Genomic DNA, 18380 nt, shown 5'->3' on the forward strand with positions numbered 1-18380 from the left:
GGGCGGAGAGGGGGCAGCATCAGATAAACGAATCGTCGTCGCCGTAGTCGTCATCAGAGAAGTCGGTATTATCGTCGTTTTGATAATCCGCGTTCTGGAAGCCATTGTCCTGATTGAGGAAGCGACTATCGCCACCGTTGAAGGTGTCGAGGTTGTTAGAGGCGTCGAAATTGCTCATCGCACTGTCATCCACCGGCGTTGCCGGGGGCTCATCGATAATGTTCACAATCTCTTGCGGTTGCGAATGACGGAACATGCCGGTCAGCATATCGGCCAATACCACCCCGCCTGCCACACCGGCTGCGGTTTGCAATGCCCCACCAAGGAACCCACCGGCACGTGAAGGTGCCGCCTGTGGTGGCTGGCTGTAAGCCGGTTGTTGCTGCTGTTGTGGAGCATAACCCGGTTGCGGCTGATTGTTCCAGGCCGCGTTATTCTGTTGTTGCGCCTGGAACTGCTCGCGCGGGCTTGGCGTGTTACGGTTACCGCCGCCGAACAGCCCGGCCAGAAAACCACCGCTGCTTGGCTGGCTGGCGTTATTTTGCTGCTGTTGGGCAAGTTGGCCTTCCAGATCTTTCACTCGCTGATCCAACTGTTTGAGCGCCGCTTCCTGAATGATCATCGCCTGCGCCATGTAATAGGGTGCGGAAGGCTGTTCACGGATGTGCTGGTTGATTTGCTGCTCTGCCTGGAGATCCCTTTGGCCCGTCTTGGTCTCGGCTTCTTTCAAGCGGCCAAACAGACCATCGATAAGACGTTGTTCTTCGGATTGCATAGGATTACCTCAAGGAGATGAATAACGTTACTGGATGAAGAATATCATCGGTGGCCACCACCCTAGCGCGTTTATATGAACCAATAAACAAATGGCAGGTAAACCTGTTTATGAATTTGTTACCAGTTACGGCAGAGGGATCAGCATCACCAGCTTCAACCCGCTATTTTCCGCCGGGTTAAACGTCAGTTGCCGATAGCGCAGCTGCCCCTGTTGCAAATGGGTAAACACACGCTCGCCTCCTTCTCTTGCCAGCACGTCCTGTTGTTTCCACCAGTGGTTAAAGGCCTCACTGTTGTGCGTCATGTTGCGTACGAAAGCGCGCATTTCTTCGGTGTTCTGATGGTGACTGGTTTCGGCCCGAAATTCGGCGACCACGCGTCGTGCACGGTTGTCCCAGTCGCTGACCAGGGTTTTGGCCAACGGGTGGAAAAACATAAAGTGCAGCAGATTGGGGGTAGCGGCCTGGCCCAGCCAACCGCTGAACAGGCTTTCCGCCTGCGGGTTCCAGGCAACGACTTTCCAGGTGATATCCAGCAGGTAGCAGGGCACCGTTACCTGGTGAACGCTTTGCAACACGGCGCTGTTTGCCGTTTCCTGATGATGCTCTTGTTCTGGATCGGCCACTCGCGCCAGGGTAAACAGGTAGTGACGTTCGGCTGCCCCCAGGCGTAGCGCTTTGGCAATGCGTGCCAGCGTATGGGGGGATATGGAAACTTCGCGCCCCTGTTCGATCCAGGTATACCAGGTGGCGCTGATACCGCTGATTTGGGCCAGCTCTTCACGGCGCAGGCCGCTGGTGCGACGGCGTGGGGCGCAGGGTAAACCCAGCATTTCCGGTGTGATGCGTTCCCGGTGTGCGCGCAGGAAGGCACCGAGGGCTTTAGGGCCGGATAAGGCTTCTGATTGCATAGACTGGTACCTCCTTATACTAGGATAACTGCTTATATTGTACCCGTATAATAAGCTGATTATAGTCATTAAAAGCCATCCGGCACAGGCGAAAGCCATACAATAAAGGGAGCAACTATGAGCATCGGCAATAGCCATAAAAGTGCGGTCGACCGTCAGTTTGGCGAGCAGGCCAGCGCCTATCTGACCAGTGCAGTGCATGCACAGGGAAAGGATTTACAGCGGCTGGCACGATTGTTGGAACCCGATACCAACGCCAAATTACTGGATCTGGGGTGTGGCGCGGGTCATGCCAGCTTTGCCGCGGCAGCCAAAGTGGCGCAGGTGGTGGCCTATGATTTATCGGCGCAGATGCTGGCAGTGGTAAGCCAGGCGGCGGCAGATAAAGGCTTCAACAACATTCAGGTGCAGCAGGGCGTGGCAGAATCGTTGCCGTTTGACGATGCCAGCTTTGATGTGGTGATCAGCCGTTACTCGGCGCACCACTGGCATGACGTGGGGCAGGCGCTGCGCGAAGTTCGGCGGGTATTGAAACCGGGTGGCAGGGCCATCTTTATGGATGTGGTTGCACCGGGGCATCCGCTGTTGGATATCTATCTGCAAACCGTAGAAGTACTGCGCGATACTTCACATGTGCGCAATTACACACCAGGTGAATGGCTGAGTCTGCTGACAGAGTCTGGATTGTTGGTTCGGGAGGTGACGTCGGATCGGCTTTATCTGGAGTTCAGCAGTTGGGTGGAGCGCATGCGTACACCAGAGCATTTCGTCACTGCGATTCGCGCGTTGCAACAGGGACTTTCTGAAGATGTGTTGCAGCATTTTGCCATCAAGCCGGACGGTTCATTCACCAGCGATATTATGATGTTTGAAGTTATCAGAGGTTAAATAATTCAGGGCAGCCGATATACCCTTCATTTTCCCGATAGCAATCGGAAATTCATGGGATATAGCGGCTGCCCTGACAGACTATTACCGGGCAGACATTATTTCTTGTCTTCCAGCAGGCAGCGATAAATCAGACCGCCAATAGCCCCACCTACTAATGGCACCAGCCAGAATACCCAAAGCTGTTGCAAAGCCCAGGTTCCCTGGAATATTGCCACGCCGGTACTGCGCGCTGGGTTAACGGAAGTATTGGTTACCGGAATACTGATCAGGTGAATCAGGGTTAACGTTAAACCAATGGCCAACGGAGCAAAGCCGGCAGGCGCACGTTTATCTGTTACACCATGAATCACGATCAGGAAGAATGCGGTCAGTACCAATTCAATAACGATAGCGGACTGCAGAGAATAGCCGCCCGGTGAGTGTTCACCGTAACCGTTGGAGGCAAAGCCGCCGCCGGTAGCGTCAAAACCTGCCTTGCCGCTGGCGATCAAATACAACACCGCTGCTGCAGCAATACCACCAATAACCTGAGCAATCACATAGGGGATCACGTCTTTAGCGGCGAAACGGCCACCGGCAAACAATCCCACGGTAATCGCCGGGTTAAAGTGCCCGCCGGAAATATGACCAACGGCATAAGCCATGGTGACCACGGTCAAACCAAAAGCGAGCGCGACACCAAGAAAACCAATACCCAGCTGTGGAAATGCTGCTGCTAATACTGCGCTACCACAACCACCGAACACCAACCAAAATGTGCCAAAAAATTCGGCAAAAAGTCGCTTTGACATAGACTCCATCCTACGGAAAATACTAACGGGCGTTAGCACTAAAAACTATAGAACACCTTTTTCAATTAATGCAGGTTTCTATCGGGATTATTCTTAATGCAGTTTGAGTAACGACAGGTATTAAATCCCCGCCAATTAACTTTGTCTATGCGAAAATGCCTATATTTTGAGGGTCAGAGCGCGTTTGCTGATTTTTTTATCGCTGTTATAAGAATTTACCCTAAGCTTAAGTGGTATAGGTATTTATGGCTAAAAATAGCTACGATTAAATTCGATTTATCATATGATTTTTCCATTGGGTTTATCAGAGTTAATTGTTAATTCCTATTTGATATATTTAATTTTTACGATAATTCATGGTATTAGGTCTGTCTGTCATCAAATCGTCATGCAGAACAAATACCTTAGCAAGCTGCCAACTTCACACCCTTAACTCTGAGCCATAACCATGAAAATAAAATCGGTTTCGCTGTTAATCAGTTCGTTGTTTCCTCTGTTCTCCTATGCTGCCACTGACGTTGAGGCAGCGCGCTATGTGGTCAGCTTTCCCGGTGGCGAACATGTGAGCTATCAAGGCGCATTCGCCAGGAATTTCCCACAGGGGTTGCCTGTAGGTATTGGTTCGGGCCTGGTATTCAATGGTCGTGAAGGCCAGGAACTGCTGTTGACCACCCTGACCGATCGTGGCCCTAACGCTGATGCACCAGCGGTTGGGGAACAGGAAGCAAAAATTTTCGCCAACCCGGAGTTCGTTCCGTTGTTGATGGATATCCGTGTCGGCGGCGGCAAAGCGGTTGCCGGCAATGCACGCCCGCTGCATGACCAGCAAGGGCCGATCAGCGGGTTGCCGCTGCCAGCGGGTCTGATTGGTTCCACCAACGAAGTGGCACTGAGCGATACGCTGAAAACCTTGCAGGGCGATCGGCGTGGGCTGGATACCGAAGGTATCACTGCGGACGGCAAGGGCGGTTACTGGCTGTGTGACGAATACGGCCCGTTCCTGATCCATATCGACAGCCAGGGCAAAATCCTCGCCAAATACGGCCCAACGCCGGAGCAGGGCGAGCAGGCGGTGGCGGGCGGGTTACCGAATATCATCAAGTGGCGTCAGCCGAATCGCGGTTTTGAAGGTATCACCCGGATGCCGGACGGACGGATTTTAGCGGCGGTACAGAGCACGCTCGACGTTGAGGGTAAAAGCAAGAACAAGGCGCAGTTCACCCGTCTGGTCAGTTTTGATCCCGCCAGCGCTAAAACGACGATGTACGGTTACCCGATCGATATCGACAGCTATAAAAAAGCCAAAGACGCCAAGGTCGGCGACATTGTGGCGGTCGATAACCAGCACATCCTGTTGGTTGAGCAGGGCAGTGATAAAGACAAGCAGATGATCAACAAGATCTACCTGGTTGATCTCAGCCAGGCAACTGACCTGACGGCTTTTGACGGCAAGGGCAAGGCGCTGGAATTTGACGATGCGAAAGATCTCGCTAAACGCGGCGTGAAGCTGGCACAGAAGCGCGAAGTGGTGGATCTGCGCAAATTGGGCTGGCAGCAGGAGAAAGTGGAAGGTTTGTCGTTGATTGACGATCGCACCTTAGCCGTCATCAACGATAATGATTTTGGCCTGCAGGCCAAGTTGGTGGACGCGCAGCCGAAGGCCAAGAAAATCGGCGATTATCAGTTGGATCAACAGGGCAAGCTGAGCCTGGATGGCAAAACCGTCTCGACCCGTATCGAATTGCAGCCGCTGGAAAAACCGGAGTCGCTCAGCGAACTCTGGGTATTGACGTTGCCGCAATCGCTGAAGTAAACACCAGGACAGGGGGCATGCCCCCTGTTTCCTTCCTTATATGATAGCGTCGCGGCTAGCCTGCGATGCTCTGCCACGCGAGATGCTTACCCATACCGCTACTGCCACCATAATCAACGTGGTCAGGTCATTCACCATCAATAAATCGGTGAGATAGGCAATCGGTGCCAGTGCCGTCCAGGACTCCATTTCGCTGAGGGTGGAGCCGGTGATCAGAATGGTGTCTCCCAGCGCGACGATCACAAACAGTTGGCAGCGTTCTGCCAGGTGATGGCCTTCAATCGTCCATTCGCTGCTGCGGTCGGAGCGGCCAAGCACCGGTCAGCGTCAGGTGATGCAGCAGATAATGGGAAAGTTGGGTAACGGCAAAAACGTAGATCAGAGCGAACAGCAGTTCCGAAAACGAAACCGAGGCACCATGGCCATCGCGTACACGTAGCAAGGTTTGTGACATAGAGAGCCCTTCCAAAATGATAACCTTCAGCAATAGCGTAGTTCAGCCGCCCGGATATGGATGATAAATCTTAAAAACGAGATTTTTATCTTTCTGTGACCAAACTGATTTTTCATTGTCATCTGTCGGGGGTATTGTTGGTCTCTCCTCTAGGAAAAATCTTCGACAAGACATATCCTCACTCGCCTTCTCCTTATTTTCGTCACAATGATTGATGTTCTTTACATTGCATTACGTCCATTTTCATTGCCTGGCCGATAATTAACTCCACTGATACGACAAAATAAACAAAAACACCTGGAGTTAATCATGAAACTATTAACTGGCATCGCAGCAGTTCTGTTGGCAGCCGCTTCGTTCTCTTCATTTGCAGCGCCGCTATCATCGGTAAAACAGGTCAGTACCGAGCAAACCAGTGGCCTGCAGAGCCTTGGCGTGGTATCGGTTTCCGGCGTCAGAGGTTCACCGTCTGATGCGGTTCACGCGCTTAAAGAAAAAGCTCAGGCGGATGGCGCCAGCCATCTGCGTATTATTGGGCTGGACACCCCGGGGGATTCCAGTAACTGGCGTGGTAATGCGGAAATCTACCGGTAATTATCAGGCAGTAAATTAAAATCGGTCACTTAAATAAGTGGCCGATAAAATAAACGGTTGTGGATAATAATCTGACCGGCAAGGCCGTTATTGGCTTACCCGATGATCATTATCGCAGCCGTTTTTTTTTGCCGGTTGTCAGTTGCATTTTATTACAACTGTGTCGGTGGTTTTAAGACTCATGTTAATGAATGCTTAAGGAATTGAGTTCAGATTGGTGGCTACTCAACCTAAGGAGGCCCCAATGTTAAATGCGACCCGGCTGCAACTGAAGAACCACTTTTCCTATCTCCAGCAGTTTATGGCTTCGCCACGCACCATTGGCACTTTGGCACCTTCTTCCCCCTGGCTGTGCCAGGCGATGCTCAATCAGATTGAATGGACAGGGGCACTGTCGATCGCGGAATTGGGTGCGGCGGATGGCGTCTTGACCAAGCGCATATTGGGACGCATGCGGGCCGATGCTTCGCTGGAGGCTTTTGAAATTCAATCAAACTTTGTCCATCAATTGCGGAAAATTGATGATCGTCGCCTGCAGGTGATGGATCGTTCGGCAGAACTGATGGCTCGCGATTACGACGTGGTGTTCTCCTGCCTGCCGCTACTGTCAATTCCGCTTAAAATCAGCATTCGTATTTTGCAGCAGGCGCAGCAATGCTTGCGTGTAAACAACGGGACATTGGTGTTGTTTCAGTACAGCCACCTGTCAGAAAAATTACTGTCCCGCTATTTCCATTGGAAGCGACTGCGGGTGGTGCGTAACTTCCCGCCGGCGTTGGTGTATATCTGCACGCCACGTTAACTAAAGCCTTTTTTCCATCACCACCACCTGGCCATCATATTGCTGCCGGCGTTCGATGGTTTGCCAGCCCCAGCCGGTATACAGCGACTCTGATTTGTCGGTAATCAGGTGCAATACGGGGTGGTTGCGCTGGCGTGCCAGTTGGACGATGGCGGCCTCCAGGCGCTGCGCAATGCCCTGACGGCGATGGTCAGGGTGAACAAACACCCCGGCCAGCCAGGGGGAAAGGTCCATCCGGTGATGATCGTCGCTCGGCCACAGGCTGGCCATGCCCAGCGGGCGTTCGTCCTCAATCATCAATAAGGTGGTGTAGTCTTCACTCGGTTGTGCACATTGGGCAAAGCGTTGACGCGTGCGTTCCAGAGTACCGCCGCGCTGCGAACCCCATTGGCCAAAGGCCCATGCGGCACAAACGTCGCTGAACTGTGGGCACTCGGTCAGTGGAATAATCTGTTGAGTCATCTCTGCACTTCCTTTTATTTGCCACTCTGGTTCAGCCGTCATCGGATTATCGACCGCTTTTTTAACTTAATAAAACCGTATTTATAGCGGTTTTGCACGCATCAGTGACGAAACTGCGTCATTCAGTGGATTTGACCCGCTCTTTGTCTGTTATGATTGAAAGTGCTAATGAGAGTGATTATCATGCGCGCATATTTTAGCTAATCCGGCTCACTGATGCGCAATTCCCTCATTTTTCTGCTGCTTTCCCTGCTGCTTGGCTTCTTTGGCGTTCAGGCAAAAATGGTCACTGACATTACGGGTCGTCAGGTTGAGGTGCCAGATAATCCGCAGCGTATCGTGCTGGGCGAGAGCCGCATGTTGTATACCCTGGCGCTGCTCGAGCCGGGAAACCCCACCCAACGTATCGTTGGGTGGCCGGAAGATATGGCGCGTTTCGATGCGCAAAGCTGGCAACTCTACACGCAGAAATTTCCGCAGATTAAAGCGATCCCCTCGATAAGCAAGGGTAATTTCCGCCAGGTAAATATTGAAAACCTGATCCGCTTGAAGCCGGACTTAGTGATCCTCGCGCGCTATGCGCGGGAAGAAGGTGACAGTGATTTATTGCTGAGTGCGTTGAGCAAGGCCGGAATTGCGGTGATCTACGTCGATTTACGGGTTGATCTGCTGCACAACACCGTGCCTAGCGTCCGCCTGTTGGGCGAAGTGCTTAACCGTCAGCAGCGCGCAGAGCAGTTCATTAACTTCTACCAACAGCATATGGCGGTGATCCAGCAGCGGCTGGCCGGTTATCAGGGACCTAAACCCAAGGTGATGTTGCACTTGCACCTCGGGCGGCGCGAAACCTGCTGCACCACGGCGGCACATGGCAACCTCGGTGATTTACTGGCCTTTGCCGGCGGCGATAATATTGCCAACGCCAGCATCAAAGGCGTCTACGGTGAGCTGAACCCGGAAACCATTCTGACCGCCAACCCCGACATCTATATCGCCACCGGCATGGCCGGGCCGCAGGGCAAGCATTTTTCCGATCTGCGCCTTGGGCCCCTGGTCACCCAGCAGGAGGCTGATGAGAGCTTTAGTCGGGTGATGCAAAAGCAGCCCATGCTCGCCAATCTGAAAGCAATAAAAAATCATCAGGCCTGGAGCCTCTGGCACAACTTTTATCTCAGCCCTTACCACGTGGTGGCGGTTGAGATGTTCGCCAAAACCTTCTATCCGGATCTGTTTGCAGACATCAACCCGCAGCAGACCTTTAAGCAGTTATATCAACAATTTTTGCCGTTACCTTTTTCAGGGACTTATTGGAGTCAGTTAAATAATGAATAACACCCAACGTGGCTGGTGGTGTGCGCTGCCTTTGGCGGCCTGTGCATCGGCACCGGCGATCGCTGCCGACAAAACCGCAGACAAGGGTGAAACCCTGGTGGTGGTCGGGCAAAAACAGACCGGCGGTGTGCAAAGCTATCAGCCGCTGACCAGTGTGACCGGCACCCGCACCGAAACCAGCCTGTTGAACGTGCCGCAGGCTATTGACGTGGTGCCGCAGCAGGTGATTAGCGATCAGGCGGTCAGCAGCCTGGATGAGGCGCTGTATAACGTCAGCGGCATCACCCAGGCGAATACGTTGGGGGGAACCCAGGACGCCGTGATGAAGCGTGGCTTTGGCGATAACCGCGACGGCTCAATTTTACGCGACGGCGTGCGCTCAGTGCAGGCGCGCAACTTTACCCCAACCACCGAACGGGTTGAGGTGCTGAAAGGCCCGGCCTCGATGTTATACGGTATGGGGGAACCGGGCGGGATGATCAATATGATCACCAAAAAGCCGCAGTTGCAGCAGCACACCCATGTGGAAGGCTGGGGCAGCAGCTTCAAGGGCGGTGGCGGCCAGTTGGACGTTACCGGGCCGCTGGGGACTTCAGGTTTTGCCTATCGGATGATTGTCGACCACGACGAGACCGACTACTGGCGCAACTTTGGCCGCAACCGTCAGACGGTGATCGCACCGTCGCTGATGTGGTATGGCGAGAGCACCACGGTGCGCGTTGCCTACGAGCATATGGAGTATTTGGTGCCCTTCGATCGGGGTACCATCATTGATTCACGTACCGGCAAACCGGTGAATACGCCGCGCGATCGTCGTTTCGACGAAAGCTATAACGCCACGCGTGGCGATCAGGACAGCGTTACCCTGCAGGTTGATCAAGTGTTGAACGAGAGTTGGAAAAGCTCGCTGACCTACGCTTACAGCCGCAACAGCTACAGCGATAACCAGGCACGTGCGCTGGCTCTGGATCCTGAAACTGGCGTACTGACGCGCCAGGCCGACTCCACCGCCCATGCCGTCAGCCATGCCAACGCGGTACAGCTGACGCTTAACGGTGATGTCGACTGGGGCAGCATCAACCACCAGATGTTGTTCGGCTTTGATTTTGAAGATAATCGCACCTACCGCGGCGATATGATCCGCGGCAAGAAGAACAGCGATTTCAATATCTACAATCCTGTTTATGGCCAGATGCCTACCTCGAACGCCGTCAGCGCCAAAGACAGCGATCAGCGTGAAAACCTCACCAGCTACGGCTGGTTTATGCAGGACTCCGTACAGCTGACCGATAAATGGCTGGTGATGGGCGGGCTGCGTTACGATGCCTTTGACGTGTTTGCCGGCAAAGGGCGACCGTTTGTGACCAATACCGACAGCTCTGACGGCAAACTGGTGCCCCGCACCGGGGTGGTCTACAAGCTGACGCCGTATGTGTCGCTGTACAGCAGCTATACCGAGTCTTTCAAACCGAACTCTTCTATCGCCAGCCAGATTGGTTCGCTACCGCCGGAACAGGGCAAGGCCTGGGAAGTGGGCAGCAAGGTTGAATTACCCAACGGTGTCACCGGTACCCTGGCCTTGTTCGATATCACCAAACGCAACGTGATGGTCAGCGAACTTGTGAATGGCGAAACCGTGACCCGCACCGCCGGGCGCGTGCGCTCGCAGGGTGTGGAGCTGGATGTCGCGGGCAATATTACCGACTCGCTGAGCCTGATCGGTTCTTATGCCTATACCGATGCGCGGGTGGTGGATGATCCTGACAACAAGGGCAAGGAAATGACCAACGTGGCTCGCCACACGGCTTCACTGTTCCTGACGCAGGATTTGGGTTCCCCAGGGCTATACAGCGGAGACAACGTGCGCATGGGGGCCGGTGCACGTTATGTGGGCCGCCGCCCTGGCGATGCTGCCAACAGTTTTAATCTCGATAACTACACCGTCGTCGATGCCTTCGCCGCTTACACCATGCCGGTCAATGGCTATCGGGTGAAATGGCAGTTGAACGTGAAGAATCTGTTCGACAAAACCTATTACCCTTCCAGCGGCGGTAATTTGCGTGTGGCGGTGGGGGAACCACGTGAAGTGGTGCTGCGTGCCAGCGTCGACTTCTAATTTGGCGGGCCGATAAACCAGTTCGGCGGCGGGTATCTGCCGTCGGATAAATCTGGTTAAATAGCCGGCCTGTTGTTAAGGAGAATCCGATGAGCCTGAAGATCCGTTTGGCGCAACTGCAGGATATTGCTCAACTGATCGCCGTCGAACGGTCGGCTGCGCAGTTATTTCATCAACAACCGGCTTGGGCTTTTATTGCCGAAGGCCCGGTGATGGATGCACGGCAGCATACTGATTTTATTCAGCAGCGGCAGGAATGGCTGGCGGAAAGCACCGTAGGTGAGGTGGTCGGGTTTATCGCGGTGACGGCGCAACAGCAGGATTGGCATATCGCCGAACTTTCGGTTGCCGCCAACTGGCAACGTCAGGGCATTGGACGTCGGTTGATTGCCGAGGTCGCAGCACAAGCCAGGTTGAAGGGCGCGCAGCGCCTGACGCTGACCACCTTTATCGAGGTGCCCTGGAATGCTCCCTATTACCAACGGCTGGGGTTCCGGCCAATAGCCCCTGAGCGGCTCAGTGCATCATTGAGCTCTCGGTTGGCGCAAGAGGTGGCGGACGGCTTCACCGTCGGCAGTCGCTGTGCCATGGAATTTACACTATCGTAAATATTGAAATACAAGATGATGGCGGTATGATGCAGCAACCACGCCATCGCAGGATCAGCACGCCGGGTTTTGGCGAGCAAATGCACTCAAGTCACCGTATAAGGGACAACCCGTAATGACACAAACCATTTTCATGGTAGGCGCGCGCGGAGCCGGTAAAACCACGGTGGGCAGCGCACTGGCGCTGGCGCTGGGCTATCAATTCATCGATACCGATCTGTTTATGCAGCAGACCACGCAGATGAGCGTGGCGGAAATGGTCGAACAAGAAGGTTGGCTGGGATTTCGTCGCCGTGAAAGCATTGCTCTGCAAACGGTCACTCAACCGTCAACTGTAGTTGCCACTGGCGGTGGTGCGATCCTGGCGGAAGAGAACCGCCGCTATATGCGTCAGCACGGCAAGGTCATTTACCTGCGTTCACCCGCTGAAGTATTGGCACAGCGGCTGGAAGAGTACCCGCAAGACACACAGCGCCCTACGCTGACCGGCCGTCCGATTGCCGAAGAAATGCTGGAGGTGCTGGCCGCGCGTGAAGCGCTGTATCAGGAGGCCGCGCACTACGTGATGGACGGCACCGATGGTCCGCAACAGGTGGTGGAGCAGATCTTCGCCGCCCTGCAACTGGAAACGGTAAAATAAGACCTCAGTGAGTTTTCTCTTGGGGCACCGTCAATTGCGCTTGACGGCGGCCTCGTTTTTCTCTCGAAAATGAGTTTCGCGCTGAACAAAATACAATCCCGGTGTAGTGCCAAAACGCTGGCGGAAAGCGGCAATGTAGGCGCTGACATTGTCATAACCGCAGTCGCCGGCAATCTGATTGACGGCTTCACCGCGAGATAGCGGCTCCAGCGAACGGATCACCCGGGCTTGCTGACGCCAGCGGGCGAACGTCATGCCGGTTTCGTTGATAAAACGCCGGCTCAGGGTGCGTATGCTCAACCCTGCCCAGGCGGCCCACTCACTCTGTGTTCGGTTATCAGCTGGTTCGTTCAGCAGCGCACGCGCAATTTTCAACAACCGTGCATCCTGCGGTAGCGGCAGTTGCAGCGGTGTATTTTCCTGCATGCGTACCTCATCCCGTAATACCTGTAATAGCCGCCGTTGTTGCGCGTTCAGCCTTTGGCCTGCGAATTGTGCAAGGCGTTCCACCAACGCTTGAATCAACCCAGAGGCGGTGCTGAGGTGTGGTTGTTCCGGTAGCCCGCTACAGTAAGGTTCCGGCAGATACAAACTCCAGCCTGCAACGTTACCGCACGCCAGCGCCTGATGAGCGCAATGGGGTGGCAGCCAGCCGATACTGCCGGCGGTCATTGCCCATTGTTGCTCCTGAGTTTCCAGCGCGATCATGCCGTGGGTTAATAAATAAAGCTGTCCGCTGGTGTGTTGATGCCAGGGTGTTAAGTGTTTTTTCTCATGCCAAAGTCGTGCGCTTTGCAGGATCATCAGGATTGGCCGTTTTGCGGTATATAAAGTCCATGTGCGGTTATTATGCCATTCCCTGTCTGATTTATGCTCTGCTCATCATTCAATTTTTGGAGAAAAATGATGAGCCTGAAAACCCCAACTGCCATTGTGCTCGAGGCCCTGCAGCGGGTCGTCGCGGCACCACAACACCAGCCGCTGCTGATTGCTGAGTTTTTCAGTGAAGATTACCTCCAGCAGGTAGACGGCAACATGCTGGATTATGCCCATTTTATGCAGCATATGGCGTTACTGAAACAACTCACCCGCAGCATGATGCTGGAGATCGTCGCTGTGGCCGGGCAGGGGGATTCGGTACTGACCCACCATCTGGTTCGGGTGGAAAAACGTGACGGAGGCCGTAGCCTGGTTAAGGTGTTGGCCCATTTCACCGTGCGTGACGGCAAGATCTGCGCCTGCGATGAGCTGACGCAACTGCTGGAAGGCGAACACGGCGATCGCGATCTGGGGTCGCGCGTGTCGGTATAAATACCGCTGCTATACTTAACCCTGTGGAATCAAACGGGAGATCAGCATGCGTGAAAATAACCGACCTGGCTATCCGAGAACCGCCCGAGTGGTCGCCGTTGACCGGGGCGATCCAAGCTTGCATATGCACCGTTTTGAGGTGCGTACCGATGACATTGAGCCGAATACGCTACTCAGTGAGCATCCTACCGAGCAGGAAGCGCTCGATGCCAAGCATCGTTACGAAGATCCGGCGCTGGAAGATTAAATTGTATCCCTCTGAAACCGGCGTCAGGCCGGTTTCTTTATTTATTCCGCTTACTGCTTTAATTACCTCACGCGATAACGATAAATTAGCATGACATGCTGATTTATACCCCCGTGGTCGAATAACCAAGTGGTAATAGGCTTATTTTATCCGCGTTCGCCTTTGCATTTAATTTAGCAAAGCATCATCCGCTGCTATTAATGGTCGGGATAAAAAATAAACTGCTTGACGATAAGTTGTACGAGTTTTAGTTTCTAATTATCAAACATGAACTGAGTTCCATATAGTGGAACAAGGCGTGCGATGACAACTCTGGAAAATGCTGCTGCGGTATTAAAGTTATTTTCACAACAGCGAATGATGCACGGCCAGGCTGGTATTTCATTCAATGATGTAGTGAGTCAATTGGCGCTGCCAAAAAGCACCGCCTCGCGTCTGTTACAGACCATGGAAAATGAGGGCATGCTGGAGCGCGATCCTGACAGCAAGCTGTATAAAATCGGTCGTTTGCTGTTATCGGTCTCCAGTCACTATTTATCGACGCCGTTGGTCGACAGCGTGGCGGCCAGTATGGTGCAGCTCAGCCAACAGACTAACTGCACGGGTTATGTTTCGGTGCTGGAGGCGCAGGAAATTATGGTGATGCGCATGTTCCCCGGTCGCCATTTCCTCCAGGTGGTGACGCCGGCGGGCAGTCGCTTACCGGTGGCGGAAACCTCGGTAGGCCGGGCGATACTGGCGCGTGACAGTGATGAGCAGGTGATAGCGCTTTTTGCCGCAGGCTACCGTGCGGCTTCACCCAACGCTCCGCAAACGCTGGAAGCCTTGTTGAGTAAGCTGGCACAGATTCGCCAGCAGGGCTGGTCTCTGGCACGTAACGAGACGCTGCAGGGCATCAGTTCGCTGGCGACATCGGTGACCAACAAACACCGCAATGAGACGGTCGGTCTGTGCTTGTCTTTTCCTACGCAGGTGGAAGAACAGCCATTTTCACCCGGTGTGCTGGAAGCATTAATGACAGTATCCCGGCAATTGGCGGATAAACTTGGTGATGATTATTGGCAAAAGATCAAATAACACACCGCAACAATCTGCCAGTAACTGATAATTAAAGAAAACCAACACCAGGGAATTTCTTAATTATCTATCTTGGGTTTATGGGCAATAAATACTTAACGGCACTCACAGTTCCAATATTCGGAACTGTGAGTGCTGCCTCATGCCGAAATTAACGTTGCCAGACGCCAGGGAAGATTCAGAGAAATTAAAACTATGAAACCAAATAGCAGCATAAATCCTTTGAAAGATATCGGTGCTCTGCTGGTGATGGTGCTGCTGTCCATCGTCGGCGCGATTATCGGCGTGCAGCTGATCACCACGCTGGGCGTGACGCCCAACACGTCGATTATTGGCGCGTTGCTCGCCATGTTGTTGGCACGCATTCCACTGCAAATGTTCCAGCGCTACCGTTCGGTACATACGCAAAACCTGGCGCAAACGGTGATCTCTTCCGCCACCTTTGGCGCTGCCAACTCGCTGCTGATGCCAATTGCCGTGCCTTATGTGATGGGACAACCGCAGCTGATCCTGCCGATGTTTTGCGGGGTGGCGGCCGCGATGTTGCTCGACGCCTACCTGCTGTATCGCATGTTCGACACCAAAATCTTTCCTGCGGCCAATGCCTGGCCACCGGGCGTCGCGGCGGCGGAAGCCATTAAGGCCGGTGACCGGGGCGGTAAACAAGCCTGGCTGCTGGTGGTAGGGGTAGCGGTCGGTGTCGCCGGTTCGATGCTTAAAATCCCGATGGCGGCGTTCGGCACCGCGTTTATCGGCAATATCTGGGCATTGGGCATGTTTGGTGTCGGCCTGTTGTTGCGAGCCTACGCTGAACCCATGGCAGGCTTTGATATCAATGCACATTTCATTCCTCATGGAGTGATGGTGGGGGCTGGGCTGGTGGCGTTGATCCAGGTGGTTCAGGTGATCCGCAGCAAGCGTGCGGATACCGGGGGTTATAGCCAGGCCGACAGCGAAGTGCGCAAAGCGCTGGGATTAGGCGCAGTGGGATATATCGTCATTGCCGCACTGCTGGCGTTGGCCGGTGGGCTGTACAGCGAGATGTCGCTGGGCATGCTGGTGCTGTTTGTGATTTACGCCGCGTTTGCTGCCTTTGTGCATGAACTGATCGTCGGCATCGCCGCGATGCACTCCGGCTGGTTCCCGGCCTTTGCGGTGGCGCTGATTACGTTGATTATCGGCATCCTGATTGGTTTCCCACCGCTGGCGCTGTGCGTGCTGACCGGGTTTACCGCGGCTACTGGCCCGGCGTTTGCCGATATGGGCTTTGATCTGAAAGCCGGTTTCATTCTGCGCGGCTACGGCAAAGATCTGCAACAGGAGCTGTTGGGACGCCGCATTCAGTTATTTGCCGCGCTGATCGCCTTTGTCATCGCTATCCCGGTGGCGTACTTCGCTTATACCAGCTACTTCCTGCAGGATCTGATCCCGCCGGTGGCACGAGTGTACGCCAAAACCATCGAGGCGGGGGCTCAGCCGGGCATTGCCTATAGCCTGCTTTTCTGGGCGGTCCCCGGTGCCGTCGTGCAGTTGATTGGCGGACCCAAGCGTCAGCTCGGCGTGCTGTTGGCCACCGGTCTGTTGATCAACAACGCGTTGGCAGGTTGGGCGGTGATCGTCGGTATCGCACTGCGCATCCTGATTATTCGCCGTTGGGGTGACAAGGGGCGCACGCCGATGGAGATCATGGCGGCCGGTTTTATCGCCGGTGACGCGCTGTACAGCTTTTTCAATTCCATTTTTTCCAGCAAAGGGAAATAACCCATCCGGTTAAATTGTGAGGTCAGCCGATTATGAGTTTGCAACAAACGCTGCAGGCTTTTGAATTAATTGATAATGCTTATGTGAACGGTCAGCAGGTGGTCGATTTGTTCACGTCCTATCCCGGCATTCGCGCCAGCACGCTGCGTGCTAGTGGGCCGAAGGGGGCGACCGACTTCGTGCGCATTGAGATCCCCGGCAGCAATGGTAAAAGTCAGGGTGGGAATGCACCGACTTTGGGTATTATCGGCCGCTTGGGCGGTATTGGTGCGCGACCAACGCGTATTGGCCTGGTGTCCGACGGTGACGGGGCGATAGCCGCAATTGCCAGTGCGCTGAAGCTGGCGGAAATGCAGCGCAAGGGCGATGTGTTGGCGGGCGATGTGATCATCACCACCCACATTTGTCCTGATGCGCCAACCCGTCCGCACGACCCGGTCGACTTTATGGATTCACCGATCGACGACGTGACGATGAACGATAATGAAGTGGTGCCAGAGGCCGAGGCGATTTTGTCCATCGATACCACCAAGGGCAACCGCATCATCAACCACAAAGGCTATGCGTTGTCACCGACGGTGAAAGAAGGTTACATCCTGCGGGTGGCGGAAGATCTGCTGCGGATTATGGAGATGACCAGCGGCCGCCCGGCAGTGACCTTCCCGATCACCACCCAGGACATTACGCCGTACGGCAATGGGGTACACCATTTGAACAGTATTCTGCAGCCCTCCACCGCAACGTCTGCGCCGGTGGTCGGTGTGGCAATCTGCACCGAGTCAGTAGTACCGGGTTGCGGTACCGGCGCCAGCCATGAAGTGGATATTGCACTAACCGTCAAGTTTGCGGTGGAAGTGGCGAAAGAGTTTGGGCGCGGTACCTGTCATTTTTATCAGGCCGATGAATACGCGCAGTTGCTGGCGCTGTACGGCAGCCTGAGTCACCTGCAAAAAAGGAAATAACCGCATGAATGCCTCATTTGCCACGCTGACTATCGGTCAGGCACCGCGCAGCGACATTATGCCGTTGCTGTCTGCCTATCTGCCTGCGGAGCAGGTGAGGCATGTCGGGCTGCTGGACGGGCTGAATGCCAGCCAGATTGATGAGCGTTATACACCGCAGGCCGGAGAGAAGGTGTTGGTTTCACGCCTGCAGGACGGCACACAGGTGAGATTAGCGGCCTCGCGGGTCGAGCTGGGGTTGCAGCAGAAAATCAATGCGCTGGAAGCGGAGGGCTGTGAGGTGATCCTGCTGTTGTGCACTGGGGAGTTTGGCCAGTTGCATGCACAACAGGCGCTGTTATTGGAGCCGGACCGCATTATTCCACCGCTGATTTCTGCCATTGTCAGCCAACATCGGGTCGGCATTGTGGTGCCGGTGGCGGAGCAAATCAGCCAGCAGGCAAGCAAGTGGCAGTTGCTGGCGACGCCACCCTGTTTTGCCGTCGCCAGCCCTTATTTGGCGGATGACGCGGTGCTGGAGTTGGCCGCATGTGAGTTACAGCGGCAGGGGGCGCAGGTGGTGGTACTCGATTGCATTGGTTATCACCGGCAGCATCGTGATTTCCTGCAGGCACGGCTTGAAATACCGGTGCTGTTGTCCAATGCGCTAGTGGCCAAGCTGGCCGCTGAGCTAATTGATTGATTAAAAAGCCAATAAAATCTCATGTGGCGGTCTGTCGGGGGCGGCGTTGCGTTCTTTTGGGCGTGGACCCAGAACGGCAGGCTGAAGGTCAACCGCTCGGCAGCGTTTTACTCTGCGCCACGATCGCATTTCGCGAGAAAAACCAGTGAC

At 54.3% G+C, this 18380-nt stretch carries 19 protein-coding genes and 1 pseudogene; 14 read left to right on the forward strand and 6 right to left on the reverse strand.

Annotated features, from left to right (window positions below):
• Positions 1-19 precede the first annotated feature (19 nt).
• Both ACUTQ5_RS00520 and ACUTQ5_RS00525 read right to left on the reverse strand, forming a co-directional pair.
• Positions 20-775, reverse strand: a complete 756-nt coding sequence (locus ACUTQ5_RS00520) for a DUF2076 domain-containing protein (protein ID WP_445649655.1) — start codon at positions 773-775, stop codon at positions 20-22.
• Positions 776-901: 126 nt separating this feature from the next.
• Positions 902-1687, reverse strand: a complete 786-nt coding sequence (locus tag ACUTQ5_RS00525; RefSeq protein WP_445649656.1) for a helix-turn-helix transcriptional regulator — start codon at positions 1685-1687, stop codon at positions 902-904.
• 117 nt (positions 1688-1804) lie between these two features.
• Between ACUTQ5_RS00525 and ACUTQ5_RS00530 the strand changes: the two genes are divergently transcribed.
• Positions 1805-2575 (forward strand): class I SAM-dependent methyltransferase, encoded by a 771-nt coding sequence (locus tag ACUTQ5_RS00530; protein WP_445649657.1) that lies wholly within the window; start codon positions 1805-1807, stop codon positions 2573-2575.
• Between the two features lie 98 nt (positions 2576-2673).
• Here ACUTQ5_RS00530 and aqpZ read toward each other — a convergent pair whose 3' ends face one another.
• The gene (gene aqpZ, locus ACUTQ5_RS00535) at positions 2674-3369 is read right to left on the reverse strand and encodes an aquaporin Z (RefSeq protein WP_445649658.1); all 696 of its coding nucleotides are present in this window, start codon (positions 3367-3369) and stop codon (positions 2674-2676) included.
• 448 nt (positions 3370-3817) lie between these two features.
• On the opposite strand from aqpZ, the gene ACUTQ5_RS00540 reads away from it, so the two are divergent.
• Positions 3818-5182, forward strand: a complete 1365-nt coding sequence (locus ACUTQ5_RS00540; RefSeq protein WP_445649659.1) for an esterase-like activity of phytase family protein — start codon at positions 3818-3820, stop codon at positions 5180-5182.
• Between the two features lie 36 nt (positions 5183-5218).
• Here the strand turns inward: ACUTQ5_RS00540 and ACUTQ5_RS00545 are convergent.
• Positions 5219-5636: pseudogene (locus ACUTQ5_RS00545) on the reverse strand (low temperature requirement protein A).
• 309 nt (positions 5637-5945) lie between these two features.
• On the opposite strand from ACUTQ5_RS00545, the gene ACUTQ5_RS00550 reads away from it, so the two are divergent.
• The gene (locus tag ACUTQ5_RS00550) at positions 5946-6230 is read left to right on the forward strand and encodes a DUF1471 domain-containing protein (RefSeq protein WP_445649660.1); all 285 of its coding nucleotides are present in this window, start codon (positions 5946-5948) and stop codon (positions 6228-6230) included.
• A gap of 244 nt (positions 6231-6474) precedes the next feature.
• Positions 6475-7032, forward strand: a complete 558-nt coding sequence (locus ACUTQ5_RS00555; RefSeq protein WP_445649661.1) for a class I SAM-dependent methyltransferase — start codon at positions 6475-6477, stop codon at positions 7030-7032.
• Here ACUTQ5_RS00555 and ACUTQ5_RS00560 read toward each other — a convergent pair whose 3' ends face one another.
• The gene (locus ACUTQ5_RS00560) at positions 7033-7494 is read right to left on the reverse strand and encodes a GNAT family N-acetyltransferase (protein WP_135315335.1); all 462 of its coding nucleotides are present in this window, start codon (positions 7492-7494) and stop codon (positions 7033-7035) included.
• Positions 7495-7710: 216 nt separating this feature from the next.
• On the opposite strand from ACUTQ5_RS00560, the gene ACUTQ5_RS00565 reads away from it, so the two are divergent.
• The 4 genes from ACUTQ5_RS00565 (at position 7711) to aroL (ending at position 12190) form a co-directional block, all read left to right on the forward strand.
• Positions 7711-8826 carry an ABC transporter substrate-binding protein gene (locus tag ACUTQ5_RS00565; protein WP_445649662.1) on the forward strand — a complete coding sequence of 372 codons (1116 nt, stop codon included), beginning with the start codon at positions 7711-7713 and terminating at the stop codon, positions 8824-8826.
• Positions 8819-10942 carry a TonB-dependent siderophore receptor gene (locus tag ACUTQ5_RS00570; RefSeq protein ID WP_445649663.1) on the forward strand — a complete coding sequence of 708 codons (2124 nt, stop codon included), beginning with the start codon at positions 8819-8821 and terminating at the stop codon, positions 10940-10942. Before ACUTQ5_RS00565 ends, ACUTQ5_RS00570 begins: the two co-directional genes overlap by 8 nt.
• A gap of 89 nt (positions 10943-11031) precedes the next feature.
• Positions 11032-11550, forward strand: coding sequence for a GNAT family N-acetyltransferase (locus ACUTQ5_RS00575; protein ID WP_445649664.1), 519 nt, complete (start codon positions 11032-11034; stop codon positions 11548-11550).
• 115 nt (positions 11551-11665) lie between these two features.
• Positions 11666-12190, forward strand: a complete 525-nt coding sequence (gene aroL / locus ACUTQ5_RS00580) for a shikimate kinase AroL (RefSeq protein WP_445649665.1) — start codon at positions 11666-11668, stop codon at positions 12188-12190.
• A 30-nt stretch (positions 12191-12220) separates the two neighbouring features.
• Here the strand turns inward: aroL and ACUTQ5_RS00585 are convergent, their stop codons facing one another.
• Entirely contained in the window at positions 12221-12994 is a 774-nt protein-coding gene (locus ACUTQ5_RS00585) for a helix-turn-helix domain-containing protein (RefSeq protein ID WP_445649666.1), read from the reverse strand.
• 102 nt (positions 12995-13096) lie between these two features.
• On the opposite strand from ACUTQ5_RS00585, the gene ACUTQ5_RS00590 reads away from it, so the two are divergent.
• The 6 genes from ACUTQ5_RS00590 to ACUTQ5_RS00615 all read left to right on the forward strand — a co-directional run bounded on the left by ACUTQ5_RS00590 (position 13097) and on the right by ACUTQ5_RS00615 (position 18230).
• Entirely contained in the window at positions 13097-13501 is a 405-nt protein-coding gene (locus ACUTQ5_RS00590) for a nuclear transport factor 2 family protein (RefSeq protein WP_445650234.1), read from the forward strand.
• Between the two features lie 46 nt (positions 13502-13547).
• Positions 13548-13748: a YaiA family protein gene (locus ACUTQ5_RS00595; RefSeq protein ID WP_026142228.1), complete on the forward strand. Its 201-nt coding sequence runs from the start codon at positions 13548-13550 to the stop codon at positions 13746-13748.
• A 303-nt stretch (positions 13749-14051) separates the two neighbouring features.
• A complete protein-coding gene (locus tag ACUTQ5_RS00600; protein ID WP_445649667.1) occupies positions 14052-14825 on the forward strand; it encodes an IclR family transcriptional regulator in 774 nt (257 codons plus the stop codon).
• A 195-nt stretch (positions 14826-15020) separates the two neighbouring features.
• Positions 15021-16586 (forward strand): OPT/YSL family transporter, encoded by a 1566-nt coding sequence (locus tag ACUTQ5_RS00605; protein WP_445649668.1) that lies wholly within the window; start codon positions 15021-15023, stop codon positions 16584-16586.
• Positions 16587-16618: 32 nt separating this feature from the next.
• Positions 16619-17548: a DUF1177 domain-containing protein gene (locus tag ACUTQ5_RS00610; protein WP_445649669.1), complete on the forward strand. Its 930-nt coding sequence runs from the start codon at positions 16619-16621 to the stop codon at positions 17546-17548.
• Positions 17549-17552: 4 nt separating this feature from the next.
• A complete protein-coding gene (locus ACUTQ5_RS00615; RefSeq protein ID WP_445649670.1) occupies positions 17553-18230 on the forward strand; it encodes an AroM family protein in 678 nt (225 codons plus the stop codon).
• Positions 18231-18380: the final 150 nt, after the last annotated feature.

It is taken from the genome of Serratia sp. NA_112.1, assembly GCF_052691715.1.